Consider the following 22429-nt stretch of genomic DNA (forward strand, 5'->3'; position numbering starts at 1 on the left):
CTGTTGGTGGAGTGCCTTATCATCTTGGTAGTAGTGCAGCTGGTAGCTTCATTGGTGAGCAACAATATGAATTCGTCGGATCTTATAATAACGCCAGTGCCCAAGAACTGGGTGCCCTATTGAAACAAAACGTAGGCAAAACACTGCATTTTATTTTCCACTGGAAATAAATTCCCCAAACCCACCCCCTGAATTTAAGGCTGCACTTCGGTGTGCCCTTTTTGATGCGCAAATGCAAGTGGTTCTGGCATAGCGCACAACCCTATTCTTATTTAATGCAACAAAAGATTGTGTTATTCGACAAAATGGCGCATGTTATACCTGCGCTTCCGAAAGCGTATGCGTTTCGCACCGCATGTAACACAAACATCGAGAGGCTACGCAAATGGCTATTAGTATACGTTTAGATGATGACTTCGTGAGTGATGTAAAGGTTCACGCAGAAGCGTCAAGCAGGAGTGTACCAAAGCAGATTGAGCATTGGGCAAAAATAGGCCGCATCGCCGAAGAGAACCCGGATTTGCCATACTCCTTTATCCTTGATTCGTTACTGGCGAAAAGCGAAGTCAATAATGGTAAGGTGTCGCGTTATGTCAGAAGGACAAAAAAGTCCCAAGATTGATGTTGATGTTTATGAAACAAGGCGTTTCTCCAAAGCGTTATCTAAGTTACCTGAAAATCTTCTTGCCGTAGTGGAAGATGAGATAGAGAAAATTATTGACGACCCCGAAATTGGCGAACAGAAGAAAGGCGATTTAAGTTTTCTTCGCGTTCACAAATTTCAGTTGAACAACCAGCTAACCTTGCTTGGATATCATTGGGTTGAAGAAAAGATAGAGCTATACCTGTTAAATTTTGCTTCTCATGAAAATTTTTATCAGGAACAAAAACGACACAGGAAAGACGATTTAAAGTTTATTAAATAGTCTATAAGGCAGCACTTCGGTGTGGCCTTTTTGATACGCAGGTTGCAGGGTTTGAAGTGCCCCCCAATAGTTGGACAACCAAACCAATATTGGGGGTCTTTTATGTCAAAATACAGCAGAACACTCAAAATCGCTATTACACATGCCGGCATCTTCCAACATGTGCAGGTGACGCGGGAAAATAAATCAGTGCCGTAATGCGTCAATCTGCTCCCGGCTCAACCCTGTACTGCGGATAATAATCTCCACACTGACACCGTTTTGTAAAAATGCACGCGCGGTTTCCAATTTAGCTTCTTTACGACCTTCTTCACGGCCTTCTCTGCGACCTTCTTGTTTCAATTCTTCTGCAATGGTCATCACCATATTTTTGTCCTCCGGCAATTGGTTAGCCATATGATGGATTATTTGAGTGAAATTCTGTGCATGGCCATTATGCAACAAGTAGCGAAGCAGAACTTCAAGTTGCTCTTTTTTATTATATCCCGTGTCCAGTATCACAATCAGCCCGTTGATCCATGCCTGCATATCACGCTCGCGGATATGTTTCTGAACCCACTCTAACATGGCAACTTCTTTAGGATGGGTCAAGATCTCTTCATCGCTGCGCACACTCAGATCCACTAACGGAAACGGCTGGCTATACAAACGTGCTGCCTGCTCCGGTTGGTCAAAACAATCCAGCCACTGCATTGAATAAGGATAAGGCTGGATTTTTCCATGATAAAACAGCATCGGCACAACCAACGGCAATTTTTTATGCCCGTTTTTCAGGTGACTTGCCATGACTGACACCGAATATTGCATCAACCGCCATGCCATCATCGGGTCGGGGGTTGACTGATGCTCAATCAGGCAATAAATATATCCCTCGCCCTGCACTGTTTCAACCGAGTACAGAACATCCGTATACAGCTTACTTAACTTTTCGTCGATAAAACTTCCCGGCTCTAATCGTAGGGTCGGGAAATGGCATAATGACCGGACATCTTCCGGCAGGTATAACGATAAAAATGCTTTGGCTGTATTAGGTTGTGTTAAAACATACTTAAATAACTCATCATGATTCGGCCTTTCTTCCGTGCTTTCCACTCACTTTTTCCCTGTTTCGCTGTGTTGTCCAAAAATGCTCCTGACCCGAGTTATGATGGCTAAAATGGAACGCAAGTTAAACACAAAAATAGCGCAAAATTGATGCAATAGCGGATTTTGCGGAAGGATTAACAATCTTTTTGCAATGGATGTATATCCAGTATTTGTTTTGCGGGTGGCTTCGCAAAGGCGGTTATTGAGGATGGAAAGTTGTAAACACTGCTTTCGAGGGGTTAATCTCTCCATGACGAGGATAAATTTTTGGATGTGACCGGGTATTGTGATTTTGTGGCTGATAGTATTGAAGGGCTTGAAAAAGAAGGGCAAATTTCTCTGGCTGAATATGTGGAGACTTGCACGGAGGAAGGGATTAAGCCATTCAAAAATGAAGAAAAATTGAAATCTTTCACTCTACGTTATCCTGGTTGGCTGGAGGCGCGTCTAAACGCCATCACTACCGCCAATTCCATATCAAAAAACCAGTTTATCTTGCAGTTATTGGAAAAAGAACTGGCTCCACGCTAATTGATTTTGTATCAGTGCAAATGGAGGACAGGCATTCCCCCATGTTTAATTATATCGCTTAAGCACCAGTAAATGACCCTAACCTCGTCCCAATAACCCCAGCCACAATCACAACACACGCCAGCAACCGCAGCTTGCTGAACGGTTCCCGCAAGACAACGACAGACAATAACATCGCAAATAACACGCTGGTTTCACGCAAGGCGGCAACCAAAACAATCGGGGCATGGCTCATCGCCCAAATCACAATGCCATAACTCAGTAACTGCATCAGCCCGCCCAGTAATCCTTGTTGCCAATATTGGCAAAGCGCCCTGCCGGCACGATGCCAATATTTGTAATACATCAGCGCGCCCATGACCCAACCATTTATCGCAAACAACCATAAGATATAGGTCAAAGGCTCCTCGCTGGTGCGGGAGCCTGCGCCATCGGCTAAGGTATAACCCGCAGTAAATACGGAGGTTGTGATAGCGGCAAGCAACGTCTTGCGATCTAATTGCCAGGATTTCTTCCCTTGTGGAAAGGCAATCAACATAATCCCCACGATAATGAGCCCCACGCCCAACATGGCAAGCGGCGGTAACATTTCCCGCAAGATAAGCCAGCTCAATAACGCCGTGATTAATGGCGCACAACCTCTGGCAATGGGATATACCTGCCCTAAGTCTCCCGTCGTGTAAGAGCGGCTTAAAAACAGACAATAAGCCGTATGTAAGACCGCAGATAATATTAACCACGGCAGAGAGGAGAGTGTCGGCAATCCAACCCAAAACAGCCCCAATGTCGCAATAAGCCCGGCAAAGAAGACAATGATCGCAATGCCCAAGAACCGATCAGCGCTAACCTTAACTAAGGCATTCCAACTGGCATGCAGCAAAGCCGCGCCAAGGACAAACAGGAAAAGTAACGTTGTCATAGGTGATTTTATTGATATCGTTGGCTTAAATAATGGTTAAAAATTATTCTGTCATGCAGTGATAGCTTATCAATATTGCGAAAAACATTATTTCATCGCGTTACAACTCGGATAAAACGATTGATGAAGCACAAATAAACCACTTTCTCCGAAGTCATAACTGTCATAACATTCATGACCTTGAACAATTTCCTAGGTTAATTTATCCATGACAGCAATTATTCGCCAATTCTTGAAATTAGAGGCTGCCGGAGGCCTCCTTCTCATTGCCGCCGCCGTTATTGCACTGATTATGGCAAATACGCCATTGCAGGCGCTTTATCATCAATTTCTCAATCTTCCGGTTGCGATGCAATTCGCTGCATTGGAAATCAACAAGCCATTATTATTATGGATAAATGACGGATTAATGGCGGTATTTTTTCTCATTGTCGGGCTGGAAGTGAAACGGGAACTAATAGAAGGCTCGCTTGCCGGTCGTGACAAAGCCATTTTTCCGGCTATTGCCGCGCTGGGAGGAATGTTAGTGCCTGCCCTGATTTATCTGCTGTTTAATGGCAGAGATGAAATCACACAGCAAGGTTGGGCAATTCCCTGTGCAACCGATATCGCTTTTGCACTGGGGGTTATGGCGTTGCTGGGGAAACGGGTTCCCACTGCATTAAAAGTCTTTTTGCTGGCGCTGGCGATTATTGATGATTTAGGGGTCATCATAATTATTGCTTTGTTTTATACCAAAACAGTGTCTTTGGCTGCATCAGGCATGGCAATCATTATGATTGGGCTGTTGATCTGGATGAATAGGAAGGGGATCGCTAAAACATCCGCTTATCTGATTGTGGGTGTTGTTTTATGGGTATGTATCTTGAAATCGGGTGTTCATGCCACATTAGCCGGTGTTATCGTTGGATTCTTGATCCCGCTGCGTGACAAAAAAGGTCAGTCCCCCTCCGAAACGCTGGAGCATGAACTGCATTCGTGGGTCGCCTATTTCATCCTGCCACTGTTTGCCTTTGCCAATGCCGGGGTTTCCTTGCAGGGCGTCACATTAGACGGCTTAACCAGTATGTTGCCGGTAGGCATTGCCCTTGGCCTGTTGATTGGCAAGCCATTGGGGATTTTCCTGTTTAGCTGGGTTTCGGTAAAACTGGGCGTGGCGAAATTGCCGGGAAACATTAGCATGCAGCAAATCTTCGCGGTTTCCGTACTGTGTGGGATCGGTTTTACTATGTCTATTTTTATCTCTGCACTGGCATTTGAAGGCCTCAATGACACCTTCAGCACCTACTCCCGCTTGGGCATCTTGGTGGGGTCTACTACTGCGGCTGTCGTCGGTTATGGCTTACTGAACAGACGATTGCCAAAGATGATGACCAAAGAAAAGTAGCGCAGAAAAAAGCGTAGCCAAAAGCCAATGAATAGACTAATTTAAGCACAAAATCAGAAAGAATTTCCGAATTAATTCATCCGGTTAAATAGCGTTTCAACATGATAGGCGTAAATCTTGTCCCACGCGGCGCGCGGGGCAGGGTTACAGGCTCTCACTATTATGAAAATTTATTTAATATCAATAGAAAAATAGGAAAACGCCATAATCTGGCGGCCTGAAATGTATGGTCACGGCTGTTGTACAGATGTGAGGCAATACACAAGGATAAATATATGCGGGTTTCACATTTAAATTTTAACCATCTCTATTATTTTTGGCACGTTTGCAAGGAAGGCTCTGTGGTGGGTGCCGCAGAAGCGCTCTACCTGACCCCACAAACCATTACCGGGCAGATAAAAGCGTTGGAAGAGCGTATGGGGGGAAAATTATTCAAGCGTCAGGGAAGAGGTTTGGTGCCCTCAGAACTGGGGCAGTTGATTTTCCGCTATGCGGATAAAATGTTTACCCTCAGTCAGGAAATGCTGGACATCGTGACTTACAGCCGGGAAGCCAACCTGCTGTTTGATGTGGGTGTTGCTGATGCGCTGTCCAAACGTTTGGTCAGCAAGGTGCTGGAAACGACCGTTGTGGAGCATGAGAAAATCCACTTGCGTTGTTTTGAATCGACCCATGAAATGCTGCTTGAGCAACTGAGCCAGCATAAACTGGATATGATCCTATCCGATTGTCCGGTGGATTCTTCTCAACAGGAAGGGTTGTTTTCAGTGAAACTGGGGGAATGCAATATCAGTTTTTACTGCCGCCAGCCGATCCCGGAAATGCCCTTTCCAGAATGTCTGGAAGAGCGCCGTTTATTAATTCCTGGCCGCCGCTCGATGCTGGGCAGAAAGCTCCTGACATGGATACGCAATAAAAACCTGCAAGTTGAAGTACTGGGCGAATTTGATGACGCCGCCCTGATGAAAGCGTTTGGTCTGTATCACAATGCCATTTTCATTGCGCCTTCTTTCTATGCCAATGATATTTTTGCTGACAGCGATATTATTGAGATAGGCCGGTTGGATACGGTACAGGAAGAGTATTACGTTATCTTTGCCGAGCGCATGATCCAGCATCCGGCAGTCCAGCGCGTGTGTAACAAAGATTTTTCTGCTTTATTCAGTTCGCCACCCAAAAGCCGTCCTGAAAAATTACGGTAAAATCAGCAAATTAAAACCGACAGGTACAAAAAAACCGGCTTAAAGCCGGTTTTTTTAGCATAACCAAAACAATGATTACATTGCTTTAATTTGCGCTGCCAGTGCAGATTTATGACGTGCTGCTTTGTTTTTGTGGATCAGACCCTTACAGGCGTGACGATCAACAATAGGTTGCATGTCATTGAATGCTTTCTGTGCAGCTTCTTTATCGCCAGAAGCGATAGCCGCGTATACTTTCTTGATAAAAGTACGCACCATAGAACGACGGCTTGCGTTGTGCTGACGGCGTTTCTCAGACTGTACGGCGCGTTTCTTAGCTGATTTGATATTAGCCAAGGTCCAACTCCCAAATATATTCTATCGTGGACAATTCAAAGGCCGAGGAATATGCCTGTTCAGCCTTCTTTTGTCAATGGATTTGTGCAAATAAGCGTCGTTGTACGGCGACGCTGGTTACGTTGTGATGGGGCAGGATTTTATCAGCTTACCGAGAGGGAATATAGTCTTTCGCAATAAAAAACTGAATGAATCCCAGAGAAATGCGATAAATTAAATATTTTTCGGGCGTCTGGCCTATTTTTATTGTATGAATCAGGTTATTAATTAAAACCCTTTGTGATCGTGGGTTAACCTTGTGCGTTGTACAAGGTATAATCCGGCAATTTCCACGGTATTGAGCCAGCTATGGAGCTAATTCGCGGTATACACAATATCCGGGCGCGTCACCATGGTTGCGTGCTGACGATTGGTAATTTTGATGGTGTCCATCGCGGGCATCAGGCCTTATTAAAATACGTAAAGCAAGAAGGGCAGCGTCTCGGGTTACCGACGATGGTCATGATTTTCGAACCGCAGCCACTGGAAGTTTTTGTGGCGGATAAAGCGCCAGCCCGCCTGACAAGGCTAAGGGATAAAATAAAGTATCTGGCCCAAAATGGCGTTGATTATCTGTTATGTGTGAAATTTGACAAACATTTTGCCGCTAACTCACCCGCAGCCTTTGTTTCACAGTTGCTCGTTGAAAAACTGGGTGTTAAGTTTCTGGCAATCGGGGACGATTTCCGTTTTGGCAAAAATCGCCTTGGCGATTTCCACTACTTGCAGCAAGCAGGTAAACAATACGGTTTTGATGTCGCCAGCACCGACAGCTTTTGTGACAGTGGTCTTCGGATCAGCAGTACAGCTATTCGTCAGGCACTGCAAAGTGATGATCTGGCTTTGGCCGAAATATTACTGGGGCATCCTTACAGCATCAGTGGCAGAGTCGTTCACGGTAAAGAATTGGGACGCACCATCGGTTTCCCCACGGCTAACTTACCGTTGAAACGTCTGGTGGCACCGGTTCAGGGCGTTTATGCTGTTGAAGTCCTTGGATTGGGTGATAAGCCCCTGCCGGGTGTTGCGAACATAGGCAATCGCCCTACCGTTGCGGGCCAAGGCCTGCAACTTGAAGTGCATTTGATTGATACCCAAATGGATCTGTATGGGCGTCATATCGATGTAATATTACGCAAAAAATTGCGTAATGAGCAGCGATTTGCGTCGCTTGATGCGCTTAAACAGCAAATCGCAAATGATGTGGTTGCTGCGAGAAACTATTTCTTGCAGCGATCCGAGTTATGTATCTAGCGGAAAATTGGAACTGAGAATCTATAATGAGTGACTACAAAAATACCCTGAATTTACCGGAAACAGGGTTCCCCATGCGCGGGGATTTAGCCAAGCGCGAACCAGATATGTTGAGTCGTTGGTACAAGGAAGGGTTGTATCAGGCCATCAGGAAAGCAAAATCTGGCAAGAAAACGTTTATTCTGCATGATGGCCCTCCCTATGCAAATGGCGATATTCATATTGGTCACTCAGTTAATAAAATTCTCAAAGATATTGTTATTAAGTCCAAAGGGCTATCAGGCTTCGATTCACCTTATATTCCCGGTTGGGACTGCCACGGTTTGCCCATTGAGCTTAAGGTTGAGCAGATTATCGGCAAGCCGGGGGAAAAATTTTCCGCCGCCCAATTCCGTGCTGAGTGCCGCAAATATGCCATGACTCAGGTCGAAGCACAGAAAACGGACTTCAAACGTCTGGGGGTACTGGGCGATTGGGATAAACCTTACCTGACCATGGACTTCAAAACGGAAGCTGACATCATTCGGGCACTGGGCCGCATTATCGACAATGGGCATTTGCTGAAAGGCGTAAAACCCGTTCACTGGTGCACGGATTGTGGTTCCTCCCTCGCCGAAGCAGAAGTGGAATACTACGATAAAACCTCCCCGTCCATCGATGTGCGCTTTGCAGCGGTTGATGCCGGTGCCGTGTACGCCAAATTCGGTGTACAACCACAAGGGTTGCCGGTTTCTCTGATCATCTGGACCACCACGCCGTGGACATTACCGGCAAACCGTGCCATTTCCTTGGGTGCGGAAATCACCTACCAGTTGATCAAAATTGACAACGAGTGCCTGATTCTGGCGGCGGAACTGGTCGAAAGTGTGATGCAGCGTGCCGGTATCACGGCATGGGCGGTCTTGGGTGATTGTGCTGGCGACGCACTGGAACTGATGCGCTTCAACCACCCATTCATGGGCTTCGATGTGCCTGCCATCCTCGGTGATCACGTCACACTGGAAGCCGGTACAGGTGCCGTACATACTGCGGGGGGTCACGGCCCTGACGATTACTCCATCAGCTTAAAATATGGCCTTGAAATCGCCAATCCGGTAGGGCCGAACGGCTGCTTTATCTCTGGCACTTATCCTTCCCTGGATGGACAATTTGTCTTCAAAGCGAACGACATCATCGTTGAGTTGCTGAAAGAGAAAGGCGCACTGCTGAATCTGGCAAAAATCCAGCACAGCTATCCTTGCTGCTGGCGCCACAAAAAACCCATTATCTTCCGTGCAACGCCACAGTGGTTCATCAGCATGGATAAAAACGGCTTGCGCGAACAGTCCCTGAAAGAGATCAAGGATGTGCAGTGGATACCCGGCTGGGGACAGGCGCGTATCGAATCAATGGTAGAAAACCGCCCGGACTGGTGTATCTCCCGCCAGCGTACATGGGGCGTGCCGATGTCGCTGTTTATTCATAAAGAGACCCAAGAGCCACACCCGCGTACTGTTGAGTTGATCGAAGAAGTGGCCAGGCGCGTCGAAGTTGATGGCATTCAGGCATGGTGGGATCTGGACGCAACTGAACTGCTGGGTGATGAGGCTGCTGATTACATCAAGGCATCGGATACGCTGGATGTCTGGTTTGATTCAGGCAGTACCCACTCTTCAGTGGTGGATGCACGCCCGGAATTCAACGGCCATTCAGCCGATATCTATCTGGAAGGTTCTGACCAACACCGTGGCTGGTTCATGTCTTCACTGATGCTGTCCACGGCGATCAAAGGCGAAGCGCCTTACCGTCAGGTACTGACTCATGGTTTCACCGTTGATGAACAAGGGCGTAAAATGTCCAAGTCCATCGGTAATACCGTCAGTCCGCAGGATGTGATGAACAAGCTGGGCGCAGATATCCTGCGTTTATGGGTGGCATCTACCGACTATACTGGCGAAATCGCGGTTTCTGACGAGATCCTGAAACGTTCCGCTGACGCTTACCGCCGTATCCGCAACACTGCACGCTTCCTGCTGGCAAACCTGAATGGCTTTAACCCAGAAGAGCATAGGGTAAAAGCGGAAGACATGGTTGTTCTGGATCGCTGGGCAGTCGGCCGCGCACAGGCAGCACAGGCTGATATCCTGAAATACTATGACGAGTATGATTTCCACTCCGTGGTGCAACGTTTGATGCAGTTCTGTTCCGTGGAAATGGGTTCGTTCTATCTGGATATCATTAAAGATCGCCAGTACACCGCGAAAAGTGACAGCCTTGCCCGCCGTAGCTGCCAAACTGCCTTGTTCCATATCTCAGAAGCGCTGGTTCGCTGGATGGCGCCGATTCTGTCGTTCACGGCAGATGAAATCTGGCATGAACTGCCGGGTAAACGTGCGCAATATGTCTTCACCGAAGAGTGGTATGACGGGCTGTTTGGTCTGGCAGATGGCGAAGATATGAACGATACTTTCTGGGCTGACCTGCTGACAGTACGTGGCGAAGTGAATAAAGTCCTGGAACAGGCGCGTGCTGACAAGCACATCCGCAGTTCACTGGAAGCGGCTGTCACGCTCTATGCGGATGACGCACTGGCAGAAAAACTGGGCAAACTGTCTGACGAACTGCGTTTTGTTCTACTGACTTCTCAGGTTGACGTGGCTGCTTATGCCGCTGCCGATGAGAATGCACAACAAAGCGAACTTGCTGGCCTGAAAATAGCCTTCCGCAAAGCGGACGGAGAAAAATGTCCACGTTGCTGGCACTATGCTAAAAACGTGGGGCTGGTGGCGGAACATGCAGAACTTTGCGGCCGCTGTGTGACTAACATTGCCGGGAACGGTGAAGAGCGTAAATTTGCCTGATGAGTAAACCCATTTGTTCCACCGGACTTCGCTGGCTTTGGCTGGTTGTTGTGGTATTAATACTGGATTTGGGCAGCAAACACTTAGTGTTGCAGCACTTCACCTTGTATGAATCAACGCCATTAATACCTTATTTCAACCTGACTTATGCCCAGAACTTGGGGGCAGCTTTTAGTTTTCTGGCCGATAAAGGTGGCTGGCAGCGTTGGTTCTTTGCATTAGTGGCAATTGCTATTACGGTTGTCCTGCTGACGATGATGTATCGTTCCAATGCCAGGCAAAAGTTGGGCAATATTGCCTACGCCTTAGTGATTGGTGGGGCATTGGGGAATTTGTTCGATAGGCTGGTGCATGGCTTTGTTGTCGATTTCATCGACTTTTATGTCGGTGAGTGGCATTTTCCTACCTTTAATATTGCAGATTCTGCAATTTGCATCGGGGCAGCGCTCATTATCATAGAGAGCCTTATCAGCCCTGATGACAAAGATAAGAAAGCTGCCACGAAAGCGTAATTGAACATTGAGTCATTGGAAGCATGATAATAAACCAGCCCCTATTGTATTGAGGGGCTGGTAACGTCATCGATACCCAATAGCGGTATACTTGCAATCATTTTTAAGTAAAAGGTTTGAGCAACATGTCAATGCAGGTGCAAGCGCACAGTGCAGTTTTATTACATTTCACATTAAAGCTGGATGATGGCTCGACGGCAGACTCGACTTACAGTCAAGACAAACCCGCATTATTCCGCCTCGGTGATGGTAGTCTCTCTGCCCCGCTGGAAGAACAGCTTCTTGGTTTGAAAGCCGGTGATAAACATCAGTTTACGCTGGCCGGAGAAGCCATTTTTGGCAAATATAATCCTGATTTAGTCCAATACTTCACGCCCCGTGATTTTTCCGACGCCGGCATCCCAGAAGTGGGAACCATTATGTTATTTACAGCCATGAATGGCAGTGAAATGCCCGGATTTATCAAAGAAGTGGCTGAAGGTTCCGTTACTGTTGATTTTAACCATCCACTGGCTGAACAAAACATCACTTTTGAGATCGAAGTGTTGGAAATTGACCCTCAGTTGGAGGAAACCCATGCAAATATTACTGGCTAACCCGCGTGGTTTCTGTGCTGGTGTTGATCGCGCTATCAGCATCGTAGAACGCGCACTGGAATTGTACGGTGCGCCTATTTATGTTCGCCATGAAGTCGTCCATAACCGCTATGTGGTTGATAACCTGAGGAAGCGGGGGGCTATCTTCATTGAAGATATTTCAGAAGTGCCCGATGGTGCCATTTTGATCTTCTCTGCGCATGGTGTTTCCCAAGCCATTCGTGCAGAAGCCCGCTCCCGTCATTTAACCATGCTGTTTGATGCGACCTGCCCGCTGGTGACCAAAGTGCATATGGAAGTGGCAAGGGCAAGTCGCAAGGGTAAAGAAGCCATCTTGATTGGTCACGCTGGTCACCCCGAAGTAGAAGGTACGATGGGGCAATACAATAATCCTGAAGGTGGCATGTATCTGGTGGAATCACCGGCAGATGTGTGGAAACTGCAAGTCAAGGATGAGAATAACCTCTGTTTTATGACCCAAACGACACTTTCTGTTGATGATACTTCTGAAGTGATTGATGCACTTAATGCAAGATTCCCCAAGATTGTCGGCCCACGTAAAGATGATATCTGTTATGCCACGACTAACCGTCAGGAAGCAGTGCGTGATTTGGCATTGGGGGCTGATGTTGTTTTGGTTGTCGGCTCGAAAAACTCCTCGAACTCAAATCGTTTGGCTGAACTGGCACAACGGGTCGGAAAACCGGCTTATTTGATTGATTCTGCTGAGGATATCCAAGAAACGTGGATCACCAGTGTGAGCGCAGTGGGTGTCACAGCGGGCGCATCTGCGCCTGATATTTTAGTACAACAGGTGATTGAGCGCCTGAAAACGTTCGGTGCAGAAACGGTGAACGAACTGCATGGCCGGGAAGAAAATATTGTTTTCGAAGTACCAAAAGAGTTGCGCCTTGAGGTGAAAGAGGTCAATTAGCTTAAAAGCGCCATTTTAGCTCATATAAAATCAAACTCGGCTTTTTCGGGCTGGTTTAACCCTGATGCGATCACGATAAAAAGCCGAGTATCTTGCGATACCTTGAGTGCCCAATCAAAAAATACCTTAACAGCCACTATATCGAAAACGACCATTATTTAAGTGCCATTGATTACTTTCAGCAGGATTCAGATACAAATTGTTGCTACCCTCTAATCGAGTAAATCCCATATTGAGAGATATTGGTATTGATGAGTTGTCTAGTGGCGCAAGTCTTAACTTCCCCTCCATGTTTAATCCCAGTGATTGGTTTACCGCATACTCCACAAGTAAAACACCACAATTTCGAATACCACAATGAGTTACCAAGTAATTGATTTTTGGTGCATCAGCAGGTTTATTTTTATCAGGTTCATCTTTATAGGTAAACTGTAAAGCACCGACAGGCACACCTCTGAAATAAGCAACAAAAAACAATAAATTTTTTTTATCCATATATTTTATATAGCTATCCATACAACAAAGCATATTATGTGCATCATCATACCTTTTATTCCACTTTGTTTGTTCATCATCAGGTGCCTCCAAAGGGTTCTCATATCTCCACCCCCGACTATTAATCACAATTATATCAGTGAGAGGCAATGCTTCCTCTGCGCTCACCTTCTTGATGGTTATAAATATTCTGGCATCAAATATTGCCTTATTGATATCCGAAACAGACTTAGCGTGGGTTAAAGAACCAGAAAATGAAGGCGAATTAATATTAAACGATTTTGATCTTAACATGATTTATGTACCCAGAATTTTATTTATTTTATGGGTTTGCCAACATCATAATAAATAACTATATTTATTAAATAAATCAAACAGCCATTTATTTATCGTGTAAATCCAAGTAAATAAACTTTCATAATAGTAATACACTTAAATGATGAAACTTCCTTACTCTTCGCGGCGTGAGGAGTTAAGGAAGTGATCTACGATTTTTAAATCGTCATTTACATTTAAAAGATTAATTTCAATTAAGATAAAATGAGATAAGAGAATAATTTATCATCATAATCAAATTACGCTGGAAATACTACTTCATATTTCACTGATAACTGACCTTTCTTTTCCTGTATCGCCTGTATCCGCAGTCCGTGGATTTGCCTTAATGACGCCACGTGTGTTCCACCACAGGGATAAGGGATAAACGTGCCAAAACTGACTTGTCTAAACCCATCATCACGCACAGTGATTTGGCAAGGTAAGTTTTCATCAATACATTGGTCACATCTTTTCTGGAGATCTTCAACTGAAAAGGCTTGTGCACAAGACCCTGACTTAAAGGTAACACGACTTTCTCCGGGCCAATGGTGTGCCCTGATAGGATGCCAACCCAGCAGCTCGACAATATGACCGATAAGATGCCCCGCAGAATGTAATTGTGAATGTAACTGGCGGCGTTTCTCATCAACGCGGGCCAAGGCAACGCCAGTCGTTACCGGATGGGTTGTGTAATGGATTATTCTATTATCTTCTAACGTGACATGAGTGACTTCCACATCATTAAGCCAGCCGGTATCACTGGGTTGGCCTCCTCCTTGCGGATGAAATGGCGTGGCTTTTAATTGGATCGCATAACGTTCATCATCACAGAGGGCGCAATCCAGGATTTCAACTTCCCTTGACAGGCAAGTGCTGGATAAATAGAGACGTTCAGACATGATTAATATTCCCTGGTATCAGCAAATTTATCCCTGATTGTATTAAATAGGCTTAACAGTGATAATCCATCCAAAAATCAAATAACTTTTGACTTATGAGCACAAATAACACGATAACCTTACTGCGCGAGATGGCTATTTTCGCAAAAGTGGTTGAGACGGGCAGCTTCTCTGAAACAGCGCGCCAGCTTGCCGCGACGCCTTCCGCCATTAGTCGCTCGGTGGCTAAATTGGAAAAAGCACTTGGCACCCGTCTCTTACAGAGAACAACACGTAAGCTGCGCTTGAGTGATAGTGGTCAGGAAATTTACAAGCGCTGCCTGGAGATGGTCAATGCGGCTCAGGAGGTCATGGCGGTATCAGGGGCTATCAACCATGAACCACAAGGGATCATACGGGTCAGTGTGCCCAAAGCCGTCGGGCGTTTTGTTATTCATCCTCATATACCGGCATTTCTTGCCCAATACCCCAAAGTCGATGTGAACTTACGGCTTGATGATCGGTATGTCGATTTGATAGACGATCAGATTGATCTCGCCATCCGAATTACCGATCAACCGCCTCCGGGTCATATGGGACGACGCTTATTGAATATCTGGCATATGCTATGTGCAACCCCTGAATACCTTGCACAACATGGCATTCCACAACACCCGCACGACCTGAAAAATCATGGCTGCATCTACCTTGGAGAAGAACCCGGTGATTCGCGCTGGAAATTTAGTCAGGGTAACAAGATTGCCACCGTCAATATTCATGGGCGTTATGCCGCCAACCATACCGAAGTCAGGCTTGATGCGGTACTGCAACATATTGGAATTGGCAGTTTACCTTACTTTACGGCTAAGCCGGCTTTACAGCAGGGGCGGCTGGTTCAAGTGCTGCCTGACTGGAATTTTAAGGCCAACTATACTGGTGAGCTTTGGATACTCTACCCCCCAACGCGACATTTACCGCCAAAACTGAGCGTATTCATCGAGTTTTTGGCTCAATGCCTGCGTAAAGAAGCCATCTCAGATAAAGTTTAGTTTTTTTTATAACTGCCAGCCTGTTTCCTGTTTTTCTTATTGTCAGGCTATAAATCTGGCACAGCCACGCCTTGCCAGTTAAGCTGTAGAACGCGGTCTCCTTAAAACAGTTTCCTTAAAACAGTTTCCTTAAAACAATTTCCTTAAAAAATTGCCTTTATTACTCAATGAAAAATGATTCACAGAGAGGGCCTTATGGCTGAGACAGATATTCGCGTTGCTATCGTGGGCGCTGGCGGACGCATGGGACGCAATCTTATTCAGGCCGTCCAGTTGTTGGATGGCGTTACACTTGGCGCGGCATTAGAACGTTCCGGCTCTTCATTAGTGGGCGCTGATGCCGGCGAGCTGGCAGGAATGGGTAACAACGGTGTCATTATCCATGATGACCTGCATCAGGTCATTGAACACTTTGATGTGCTGGTCGATTTTACCCGCCCGGAAGGGACATTAGCCTACCTCTCTCTATGTCGGCAACATCGCAAATCCATGGTGATTGGTACAACCGGTTTTGATGATGCTGGTAAACAAGCCATTGCACAAGCCTCCCTCGATATCCCCATTGTTTTTGCGGCGAATTTTAGTGTCGGCGTCAATCTGGTGTTAAAACTGCTGGAAAAAGCCGCCACGGTGATGGGGGAATATACCGATATCGAAATTATTGAAGCACACCATCGCCATAAAGTGGATGCACCGTCAGGAACCGCATTGGCAATGGGAGAATCCATCGCCGGTGCACTAGGCCGTGATCTCCAGACCTGCGCAGTTTACACCCGTGAAGGCCATACCGGAGAGCGCGATCCGAAAAGCATTGGATTTGCCACGATACGGGCAGGAGATATCGTGGGAGAGCATACCGCGATCTTTGCCGATATTGGTGAGCGTGTAGAGATAAGTCACAAGGCTTCAAGCCGCATGACCTTTGCTAATGGTGCCATTAAGGCAGCAATATGGTTAACAGGGAAAAACCGTGGTCTTTACAATATGAAAGATGTATTGAACCTTGATAAAATTTGATTTTAAAAAACAATAACACATTGTAATTACGCAATTATTTTATACATAATTGCGTAATAATGACATAAACATCATTTATTACTTAATCACTGAATTAATCACTGTTTTTACAAAAAAAACTTAACCTTATTGCTGTCTTTTTTCCATAAACACCAAAAAAATCCTCTTTTTTCCTGTTTTTAAGTTTTCCTCACCGTAATCGATTATTCATACCCACTTTTCTTCTGTTTTTCAGCGGCATTAACTCAATACAAGCGCGAGAGTTGTAAAAAAAACAATAAAAATGCCATTTTTTGTAGACAACCCTCCCGCTCATCATTAGAATGCGCGCAATTTGCCAAAATTTTGCTACAAATCATGATTGGCGTTGATTTTATGGATTAAGTCTGAATTAATATGCATTGGATGCAACTGATTATTCATTCTGGAGGGTGTTTTGATTAAGTCAGCTATATTGGTTCTGGAAGATGGAACCCAATTCCACGGTCGCGCCATTGGTGCAGAAGGTGTGGCTGTTGGAGAAGTGGTCTTCAATACCTCAATAACCGGATATCAAGAAATACTTACCGACCCTTCCTATTCCCGCCAAATTGTAACTCTCACTTATCCCCATATTGGTAATGTCGGCATCAATGCCGCTGATGAAGAATCCCCCGCCATTCAAGCCCAAGGCTTAGTCATTCGCGATTTACCCTTAGTGACCAGCAACTTCCGCAGTGAAGAAAACCTGTCTGATTACCTGAAACGTCACCATATTGTCGCCATTGCGGATATCGATACACGTAAGTTAACCCGCTTGTTGAGAGAAAAAGGCGCCCAGAACGGCTGTATCATTGCCGGTAATACTGTTACTGGTAATACTGCTGCCGGTAATACGGGTAATGAAGCCGATGCCCAAGTTGCGCTGGAAAAAGCAAACGCCTTTCCTGGCCTGAAAGGCATGGATTTAGCGAAAGAAGTCACGACAGCACAATCTTACCAATGGCTGCAAGGGAGCTGGGCATTGGCGGATGGGCTACCAGAAACGCGTAAAGCGCAAGAACTGCCTTACCACATCGTGGCCTATGATTTTGGCGTGAAGCGCAACATTCTGCGTATGCTGGTGGATCGCGGCTGCCGCGTGACCGTTGTACCGGCAACAACCCCCGCAGATGAAGTGTTGAAAATGGCACCCGATGGCATTTTCCTCTCCAACGGGCCGGGTGATCCAGCGCCATGCGACTATGCCATTGACGCCATCAAGACCTTCCTGAATACCGACATTCCGGTCTTTGGTATCTGTCTGGGACACCAGTTGCTGGCGCTGGCCAGTGGTGCAAAAACCGTGAAAATGAAGTTTGGTCACCACGGCGGAAACCATCCGGTCAAAGATCTGGATCGCAATGTTGTCATGATCACGGCACAGAACCACGGTTTTGCCGTTGATGAAAGCTCGCTGCCCGCCAACCTGCGCGTAACGCATAAGTCTCTGTTTGATGGCACATTGCAAGGCATCCACCGTACTGACAAGCCCGCATTCAGCTTTCAGGGACACCCCGAAGCCAGCCCCGGCCCACATGAAGCCGCATCACTGTTCGATCACTTTATCGAGTTAATTGAGCAATATCGCCAGACAAACGTTGAGAACACCAAATAATCAGGAGAAGAAGAAAAATGGCAAAACGTACTGATATTAAAAGTATCCTGATCTTAGGTGCCGGCCCAATTGTTATCGGTCAGGCTTGTGAATTTGACTACTCCGGCGCACAAGCTTGTAAGGCGCTGCGGGAAGAAGGGTATCGTGTCATTCTGGTCAACTCGAACCCGGCAACGATCATGACCGATCCTGAAATGGCCGATGCGACCTATATCGAGCCAATTCATTGGGAAGTCGTCCGCAAAATCATTGAAAAAGAGCGTCCAGATGCCGTCCTGCCGACAATGGGCGGGCAAACAGCACTCAACTGTGCATTAGAACTGGAACGTCAGGGCGTACTGAAAGAATTTGGCGTGACCATGATTGGTGCAACGGCTGATGCCATTGATAAAGCCGAAGATCGCCGGCGTTTTGATCAGGCGATGAAAAAGATCGGCTTGGACACCGCGCGTTCTGGTATTGCCCATTCGATGGAAGAAGCGCTGGCCGTCGCGGAAGACGTGGGTTTCCCCTGCATTATTCGCCCCTCTTTCACCATGGGCGGAACCGGTGGCGGCATTGCCTACAACCGTGAAGAGTTCGAAGAAATCTGTGAACGCGGATTAGACCTCTCTCCAACCAATGAATTACTGATCGATGAATCCCTGATTGGCTGGAAAGAGTACGAAATGGAAGTGGTGCGGGATAAAAATGATAACTGCATTATCGTCTGCGCAATTGAAAACTTCGATCCCATGGGTATCCATACCGGCGACTCCATCACCGTCGCCCCGGCACAGACACTGACCGACAAAGAATATCAAATCATGCGTAACGCTTCGATGGCGGTATTGCGTGAGATTGGCGTCGAAACCGGGGGGTCAAACGTTCAGTTTGCCGTGAACCCGAAAAATGGCCGCCTGATCGTCATTGAAATGAACCCACGCGTTTCCCGTTCTTCGGCGCTGGCATCCAAGGCAACCGGTTTTCCCATCGCGAAAATCGCGGCAAAACTGGCCATCGGTTATACCCTCGATGAATTGATGAACGATATCACGGGCGGACGGACGCCGGCGTCTTTCGAGCCTTCCATCGATTATGTGGTAACGAAAATTCCTCGCTTCAACTTCGAGAAATTTGCCGGCAGCAATGACCGCCTGACCACCCAGATGAAATCGGTGGGTGAAGTGATGGCAATCGGCCGTACTTTCCAGGAGTCCATGCAGAAAGCCCTGCGTGGCCTGGAAGTCGGCGTGACCGGATTTGACCCCGAAGTCAATCTGGATGATCCACAATCCCTGACCAAAATCCGCAGTGAACTGAAAAATGCCGGTGCCGAGCGTATTTGGTATATCGCGGATGCTTTCCGCGCTGGCATGTCCGTTGATGGCGTCTTCAACCTGACCAACATCGACCGCTGGTTTTTGGTACAAATTGAAGAATTGATCCGTCTGGAAGAACAAGTGGCAGAGCAAGGTGTTAACGGCCTGACTGCTGATTTCTTGCGTCACCTTAAACGCAAGGGTTTTGCCGATGCACATCTGGCAAAACTGGTGGGGATCTCCGGCAAAGAGATCCGTAAGCTACGCTCTGACTACAACTTATATCCCGTTTACAAGCGTGTTGATACCTGTGCGGCGGAATTTGCCACCGATACCGCTTACATGTACTCCACCTACGAAGACGAATGTGAAGCCAACCCGACCAGTGACAAACCGAAAATCATGGTATTGGGCGGAGGCCCGAACCGTATCGGGCAAGGCATTGAGTTCGATTACTGCTGCGTGCACGCCTCTCTGGCTTTACGTGAAGATGGTTTTGAAACCATCATGGTGAACTGTAACCCAGAAACGGTTTCCACCGATTATGACACGTCCGATCGTCTCTATTTTGAGCCGGTCACACTGGAAGACGTGCTGGAAATCGTGCGTGTTGAACAGCCAAAAGGGGTTATCGTTCAGTATGGCGGCCAGACGCCACTGAAACTGGCGCGTGAACTGGAAGCGGCGGGGGTTCCGATTATCGGCACCAGCCCTGATGCCATTGACCGTGCAGAAGACCGTGAACGTTTCCAGCAAGCGGTTAATCGCCTTGGCCTGAAACAGCCGGCCAATGCCACCGTTTCCACTATCGAGCAGGCGGTTGAAAAAGGGAATGAGATTGGTTATCCGCTGGTTGTTCGCCCATCTTATGTACTGGGCGGGCGTGCAATGGAAATCGTCTACGACGAGTCAGATTTGCGCCGTTACTTCCAGACTGCGTTTAGCGTATCCAACGATGCGCCCGTCCTGCTGGATCGTTTCCTTGATGACGCGGTTGAAGTCGATGTGGATGCCATCTGTGATGGTGAACGCGTCCTGATTGGCGGCATCATGGAGCATATCGAACAAGCAGGCGTGCATTCTGGTGACTCCGCCTGTTCCTTGCCGGCTTATACCCTGAGCAAAGAGATTCAGGATGTGATGCGCCAGCAAGTGGAAAAACTGGCTTTTGAACTGCGTGTCCGTGGTCTGATGAACGTCCAGTTTGCAGTGAAAAACAACGAAGTCTATCTGATTGAGGTGAACCCACGCGCAGCCCGTACCGTGCCATTTGTTTCCAAGGCAACCGGTCGGCCGCTGGCGAAAATAGCGGCGCGTGTGATGGCAGGCCAGTCTCTGCTTGAGCAAGGCGCAATGGAAGAAATCATTCCGCCTTACTACTCCGTGAAAGAAGTCGTGTTGCCATTCAATAAATTCCCCGGCGTTGACCCGATTCTGGGGCCAGAAATGCGTTCTACCGGTGAAGTCATGGGCGTTGGCCGTACCTTTGCCGAAGCCTTTTCAAAAGCGATGCTGGGCAGTAATTCAACCCTACGCAAGAAAAGCCGGGCGCTCTTGTCTGTCCGTGAAGGCGATAAAGAGCGGGTGGTCGATTTAGCCGCGAAGTTGCTTAAGCATGGTTTTGCACTGGATGCGACACACGGTACAGCGATTGTATTGGGTGAAGCCGGGATCAACCCGCGTTTGGTGAATAAAGTTCATGAAGGACGTCCGCACATTCAGGACAGAATCAAAAATGGTGAGTATGACTATATCGTCAATACCACCGCAGGTCGTCAGGCGATCGAAGATTCAAAACTGCTGCGCCGCAGTGCACTGCAATATAAAGTGCACTATGACACCACCCTGAACGGCGGTTTTGCCACCACCATGGCACTCAGCGCTGATCCGACTGAGCAGGTGATTTCTGTTCAGGAAATGCACGCCAAGATTGGCAAATAGAGATGTCTAAAATCATTTGACCAAAAAATACCGCCCTTTTGTTGGCGGTATTTTTTTGATTATGAACCCAATACGGTTTCCGCGACACAGGCATATTGATTATTCATATTAACCTGAGGGGGCGTAAAACAATCCTTCAAAAACCAGGCGGCGGGCGTTTCCAGGGCAATAGAAATAGCCACCAAATGATCCAAGCTGATCCGGTTGGTTCCGCGTTCATAACGTGACAATTGCTGATGGCTCACGCCAATTTTGTCCGCCAGCTCCGCTGCGGTCACGCCAATTTCTCTTCTTTTTATTTGGATTCGTTTTCCTACCAGCATACTGACTTGCATAATATGGTTACTCTCGGTTTATAGTTATAAATAAGTTAAATGAACGACAGCAACACCTTCATATTTACCGGCTTTGGGTAATATTGGCGTGTGCAATATTGAAGTCAGCTCGAACTTCTTCTCCTCATACTTCTCTTTAACCTCAATCCTCACACCATTTTCTGTATTTTTTCCATTAATCAACAAGGTCGCATATATTTGCTTATCAGGATCAAGATAAATTCTTTCTCTCTCATTAGTTACTGTGGTTCGCAATGTAATACTACTGCTAGAAAGGGCACAGCTAACTGAACCGATAATTGTGCGGGTCGCATTATTCACTTCCTTGGCGGTTAATTCCCCATAAGCAATTTCAGAAGGTAAATCGAGCTTACAAGTTTGATTTGGCGGCGGCATTTTGTTGCAAGTGGAATTCGGAAATTGTTGCGCATAACCATATCCCGAAGAGATATGATTTGTATAAAACAAACCGATACAATCCGCATCTTTGGTCATGATAGTAAAGGTAACCTGTTTAGGAATGCCAAATTTGCGCTTATAGGCTCGCATCACGTCAGCAGTTGTCCGGTAATTTTCTGCGTCGTTCAAACATACTCTTGCCTCTTCGCAGGAACCTTGCATTCCCGGCCGATTATTATTCTTATACAGAACATCTGGGCCGACATAACATGGTTTATTTCTATAGCAGGGATTCGGTATCCCTTCTTCCTCTGTCCAAGCAATAATTTCCATGGTCGTGACCGCTTGGTTACCTGATGGCACTGTATCAACCGGCATCACATAAGCCCCGGCATAAACATAGGTGGTACTGGCTAAACACAACAGGACAGCCAGCTTCAACAACGATTTCTTAATAGAGCGCATAACTTATTTTCCAATAACATCAAACTTTGACGA

At 46.8% G+C, this 22429-nt stretch carries 22 protein-coding genes; 15 read left to right on the forward strand and 7 right to left on the reverse strand.

What is annotated here, in order from left to right; all coding sequences use genetic code 11:
* The 3 genes from PSI17_RS17400 to PSI17_RS05275 all read left to right on the forward strand — a co-directional run.
* Positions 1-170, forward strand: a 170-nt coding sequence (locus tag PSI17_RS17400) for a DUF7823 domain-containing protein (protein WP_443256002.1), incomplete at its 5' end; no start/stop codon positions are given.
* A 215-nt stretch (positions 171-385) separates the two neighbouring features.
* On the forward strand, positions 386-622 hold the full coding sequence (locus PSI17_RS05270) for a TA system antitoxin ParD family protein (protein ID WP_273550970.1): 237 nt from the start codon (positions 386-388) through the stop codon (positions 620-622).
* Complete coding sequence (locus PSI17_RS05275) at positions 591-926, forward strand: type II toxin-antitoxin system RelE/ParE family toxin (RefSeq protein ID WP_273550971.1); 336 nt, start codon at positions 591-593, stop codon at positions 924-926. The genes PSI17_RS05270 and PSI17_RS05275 overlap by 32 nt, the downstream gene beginning before the upstream one ends.
* 186 nt (positions 927-1112) lie before the next feature.
* Here the strand turns inward: PSI17_RS05275 and PSI17_RS05280 are convergent, their stop codons facing one another.
* Complete coding sequence (locus PSI17_RS05280) at positions 1113-2018, reverse strand: Rpn family recombination-promoting nuclease/putative transposase (protein WP_273550972.1); 906 nt, start codon at positions 2016-2018, stop codon at positions 1113-1115.
* A 288-nt stretch (positions 2019-2306) separates the two neighbouring features.
* Here PSI17_RS05280 and PSI17_RS05285 point away from each other — a divergent pair, with 288 nt between their 5' ends.
* Complete coding sequence (locus PSI17_RS05285) at positions 2307-2543, forward strand: toxin-antitoxin system HicB family antitoxin (protein ID WP_273550973.1); 237 nt, start codon at positions 2307-2309, stop codon at positions 2541-2543.
* Positions 2544-2601: 58 nt separating this feature from the next.
* Here the strand turns inward: PSI17_RS05285 and PSI17_RS05290 are convergent, their stop codons facing one another.
* Positions 2602-3462, reverse strand: coding sequence for a DMT family transporter (locus PSI17_RS05290; RefSeq protein ID WP_273550974.1), 861 nt, complete (start codon positions 3460-3462; stop codon positions 2602-2604).
* A gap of 208 nt (positions 3463-3670) precedes the next feature.
* On the opposite strand from PSI17_RS05290, the gene nhaA reads away from it, so the two are divergent.
* Positions 3671-4849, forward strand: coding sequence for a Na+/H+ antiporter NhaA (nhaA, locus tag PSI17_RS05295; RefSeq protein ID WP_273550975.1), 1179 nt, complete (start codon positions 3671-3673; stop codon positions 4847-4849).
* Between the two features lie 275 nt (positions 4850-5124).
* Positions 5125-6051, forward strand: coding sequence for a transcriptional activator NhaR (nhaR, locus tag PSI17_RS05300; protein ID WP_273550976.1), 927 nt, complete (start codon positions 5125-5127; stop codon positions 6049-6051).
* 75 nt (positions 6052-6126) lie between these two features.
* Here the strand turns inward: nhaR and rpsT are convergent, their stop codons facing one another.
* Complete coding sequence (gene rpsT, locus PSI17_RS05305; RefSeq protein WP_047961479.1) at positions 6127-6387, reverse strand: 30S ribosomal protein S20; 261 nt, start codon at positions 6385-6387, stop codon at positions 6127-6129.
* A 348-nt stretch (positions 6388-6735) separates the two neighbouring features.
* Here rpsT and ribF point away from each other — a divergent pair, with 348 nt between their 5' ends.
* From ribF to ispH, 5 genes are all read left to right on the forward strand, one after another.
* The gene (ribF, locus tag PSI17_RS05310) at positions 6736-7680 is read left to right on the forward strand and encodes a bifunctional riboflavin kinase/FAD synthetase (protein WP_273550977.1); all 945 of its coding nucleotides are present in this window, start codon (positions 6736-6738) and stop codon (positions 7678-7680) included.
* Between the two features lie 26 nt (positions 7681-7706).
* Complete coding sequence (gene ileS / locus PSI17_RS05315; RefSeq protein ID WP_273550978.1) at positions 7707-10520, forward strand: isoleucine--tRNA ligase; 2814 nt, start codon at positions 7707-7709, stop codon at positions 10518-10520.
* Positions 10520-11032 carry a signal peptidase II gene (lspA, locus tag PSI17_RS05320; protein WP_273550979.1) on the forward strand — a complete coding sequence of 171 codons (513 nt, stop codon included), beginning with the start codon at positions 10520-10522 and terminating at the stop codon, positions 11030-11032. The genes ileS and lspA overlap by 1 nt, the downstream gene beginning before the upstream one ends.
* Before the next feature lie 125 nt (positions 11033-11157).
* A complete protein-coding gene (gene fkpB, locus PSI17_RS05325) occupies positions 11158-11628 on the forward strand; it encodes an FKBP-type peptidyl-prolyl cis-trans isomerase (protein WP_273550980.1) in 471 nt (156 codons plus the stop codon).
* Positions 11609-12562 carry a 4-hydroxy-3-methylbut-2-enyl diphosphate reductase gene (gene ispH, locus PSI17_RS05330; RefSeq protein ID WP_273550981.1) on the forward strand — a complete coding sequence of 318 codons (954 nt, stop codon included), beginning with the start codon at positions 11609-11611 and terminating at the stop codon, positions 12560-12562. The genes fkpB and ispH overlap by 20 nt, the downstream gene beginning before the upstream one ends.
* Before the next feature lie 126 nt (positions 12563-12688).
* Here the strand turns inward: ispH and PSI17_RS05335 are convergent, their stop codons facing one another.
* On the reverse strand, positions 12689-13351 hold the full coding sequence (locus tag PSI17_RS05335) for a hypothetical protein (protein WP_273550982.1): 663 nt from the start codon (positions 13349-13351) through the stop codon (positions 12689-12691).
* 281 nt (positions 13352-13632) lie between these two features.
* On the reverse strand, positions 13633-14274 hold the full coding sequence (locus tag PSI17_RS05340) for an alanyl-tRNA editing protein (protein ID WP_273550983.1): 642 nt from the start codon (positions 14272-14274) through the stop codon (positions 13633-13635).
* A gap of 95 nt (positions 14275-14369) precedes the next feature.
* Between PSI17_RS05340 and PSI17_RS05345 the strand changes: the two genes are divergently transcribed.
* The 4 genes from PSI17_RS05345 (at position 14370) to carB (ending at position 21197) form a co-directional block, all read left to right on the forward strand.
* A complete protein-coding gene (locus PSI17_RS05345; protein WP_273550984.1) occupies positions 14370-15302 on the forward strand; it encodes a LysR family transcriptional regulator in 933 nt (310 codons plus the stop codon).
* 195 nt (positions 15303-15497) lie between these two features.
* Complete coding sequence (dapB, locus tag PSI17_RS05350; RefSeq protein ID WP_273550985.1) at positions 15498-16319, forward strand: 4-hydroxy-tetrahydrodipicolinate reductase; 822 nt, start codon at positions 15498-15500, stop codon at positions 16317-16319.
* Between the two features lie 436 nt (positions 16320-16755).
* Complete coding sequence (carA, locus tag PSI17_RS05355; RefSeq protein ID WP_273550986.1) at positions 16756-17955, forward strand: glutamine-hydrolyzing carbamoyl-phosphate synthase small subunit; 1200 nt, start codon at positions 16756-16758, stop codon at positions 17953-17955.
* A gap of 17 nt (positions 17956-17972) precedes the next feature.
* Entirely contained in the window at positions 17973-21197 is a 3225-nt protein-coding gene (carB, locus tag PSI17_RS05360; protein WP_273550987.1) for a carbamoyl-phosphate synthase large subunit, read from the forward strand.
* Between the two features lie 59 nt (positions 21198-21256).
* On the opposite strand, the gene PSI17_RS05365 is transcribed toward carB, so the two are convergent.
* Both PSI17_RS05365 and PSI17_RS05370 read right to left on the reverse strand, forming a co-directional pair.
* On the reverse strand, positions 21257-21532 hold the full coding sequence (locus PSI17_RS05365; protein ID WP_273550988.1) for a helix-turn-helix domain-containing protein: 276 nt from the start codon (positions 21530-21532) through the stop codon (positions 21257-21259).
* A 24-nt stretch (positions 21533-21556) separates the two neighbouring features.
* The gene (locus PSI17_RS05370) at positions 21557-22396 is read right to left on the reverse strand and encodes an MrpH family fimbial adhesin (protein ID WP_273550989.1); all 840 of its coding nucleotides are present in this window, start codon (positions 22394-22396) and stop codon (positions 21557-21559) included.
* Positions 22397-22429: the final 33 nt, after the last annotated feature.

This window comes from Xenorhabdus sp. IM139775 (assembly GCF_028598745.1).
In the GTDB taxonomy this organism is placed as follows: domain Bacteria; phylum Pseudomonadota; class Gammaproteobacteria; order Enterobacterales; family Enterobacteriaceae; genus Xenorhabdus.

What these genes read in the sequence shown, in the direction of transcription:
- PSI17_RS05270 (WP_273550970.1), top strand. Translation starts at nt 386, where the DNA reads ATGGCTATTAGTATACGTTTAGATGATGACTTCGTGAGTGATGTAAAG.
- PSI17_RS05275 (WP_273550971.1), top strand. Translation starts at nt 591, where the DNA reads ATGTCAGAAGGACAAAAAAGTCCCAAGATTGATGTTGATGTTTATGAA.
- PSI17_RS05290 (WP_273550974.1), bottom strand. Translation starts at nt 3,462, where the DNA reads ATGACAACGTTACTTTTCCTGTTTGTCCTTGGCGCGGCTTTGCTGCAT.
- nhaA (WP_273550975.1), top strand. Translation starts at nt 3,671, where the DNA reads ATGACAGCAATTATTCGCCAATTCTTGAAATTAGAGGCTGCCGGAGGC.
- nhaR (WP_273550976.1), top strand. Translation starts at nt 5,125, where the DNA reads ATGCGGGTTTCACATTTAAATTTTAACCATCTCTATTATTTTTGGCAC.
- ribF (WP_273550977.1), top strand. Translation starts at nt 6,736, where the DNA reads ATGGAGCTAATTCGCGGTATACACAATATCCGGGCGCGTCACCATGGT.
- ileS (WP_273550978.1), top strand. Translation starts at nt 7,707, where the DNA reads ATGAGTGACTACAAAAATACCCTGAATTTACCGGAAACAGGGTTCCCC.
- lspA (WP_273550979.1), top strand. Translation starts at nt 10,520, where the DNA reads ATGAGTAAACCCATTTGTTCCACCGGACTTCGCTGGCTTTGGCTGGTT.
- fkpB (WP_273550980.1), top strand. Translation starts at nt 11,158, where the DNA reads ATGTCAATGCAGGTGCAAGCGCACAGTGCAGTTTTATTACATTTCACA.
- ispH (WP_273550981.1), top strand. Translation starts at nt 11,609, where the DNA reads ATGCAAATATTACTGGCTAACCCGCGTGGTTTCTGTGCTGGTGTTGAT.
- PSI17_RS05335 (WP_273550982.1), bottom strand. Translation starts at nt 13,351, where the DNA reads ATGTTAAGATCAAAATCGTTTAATATTAATTCGCCTTCATTTTCTGGT.
- PSI17_RS05340 (WP_273550983.1), bottom strand. Translation starts at nt 14,274, where the DNA reads ATGTCTGAACGTCTCTATTTATCCAGCACTTGCCTGTCAAGGGAAGTT.
- PSI17_RS05345 (WP_273550984.1), top strand. Translation starts at nt 14,370, where the DNA reads ATGAGCACAAATAACACGATAACCTTACTGCGCGAGATGGCTATTTTC.
- dapB (WP_273550985.1), top strand. Translation starts at nt 15,498, where the DNA reads ATGGCTGAGACAGATATTCGCGTTGCTATCGTGGGCGCTGGCGGACGC.
- carB (WP_273550987.1), top strand. Translation starts at nt 17,973, where the DNA reads ATGGCAAAACGTACTGATATTAAAAGTATCCTGATCTTAGGTGCCGGC.
- PSI17_RS05365 (WP_273550988.1), bottom strand. Translation starts at nt 21,532, where the DNA reads ATGCAAGTCAGTATGCTGGTAGGAAAACGAATCCAAATAAAAAGAAGA.
- PSI17_RS05370 (WP_273550989.1), bottom strand. Translation starts at nt 22,396, where the DNA reads ATGCGCTCTATTAAGAAATCGTTGTTGAAGCTGGCTGTCCTGTTGTGT.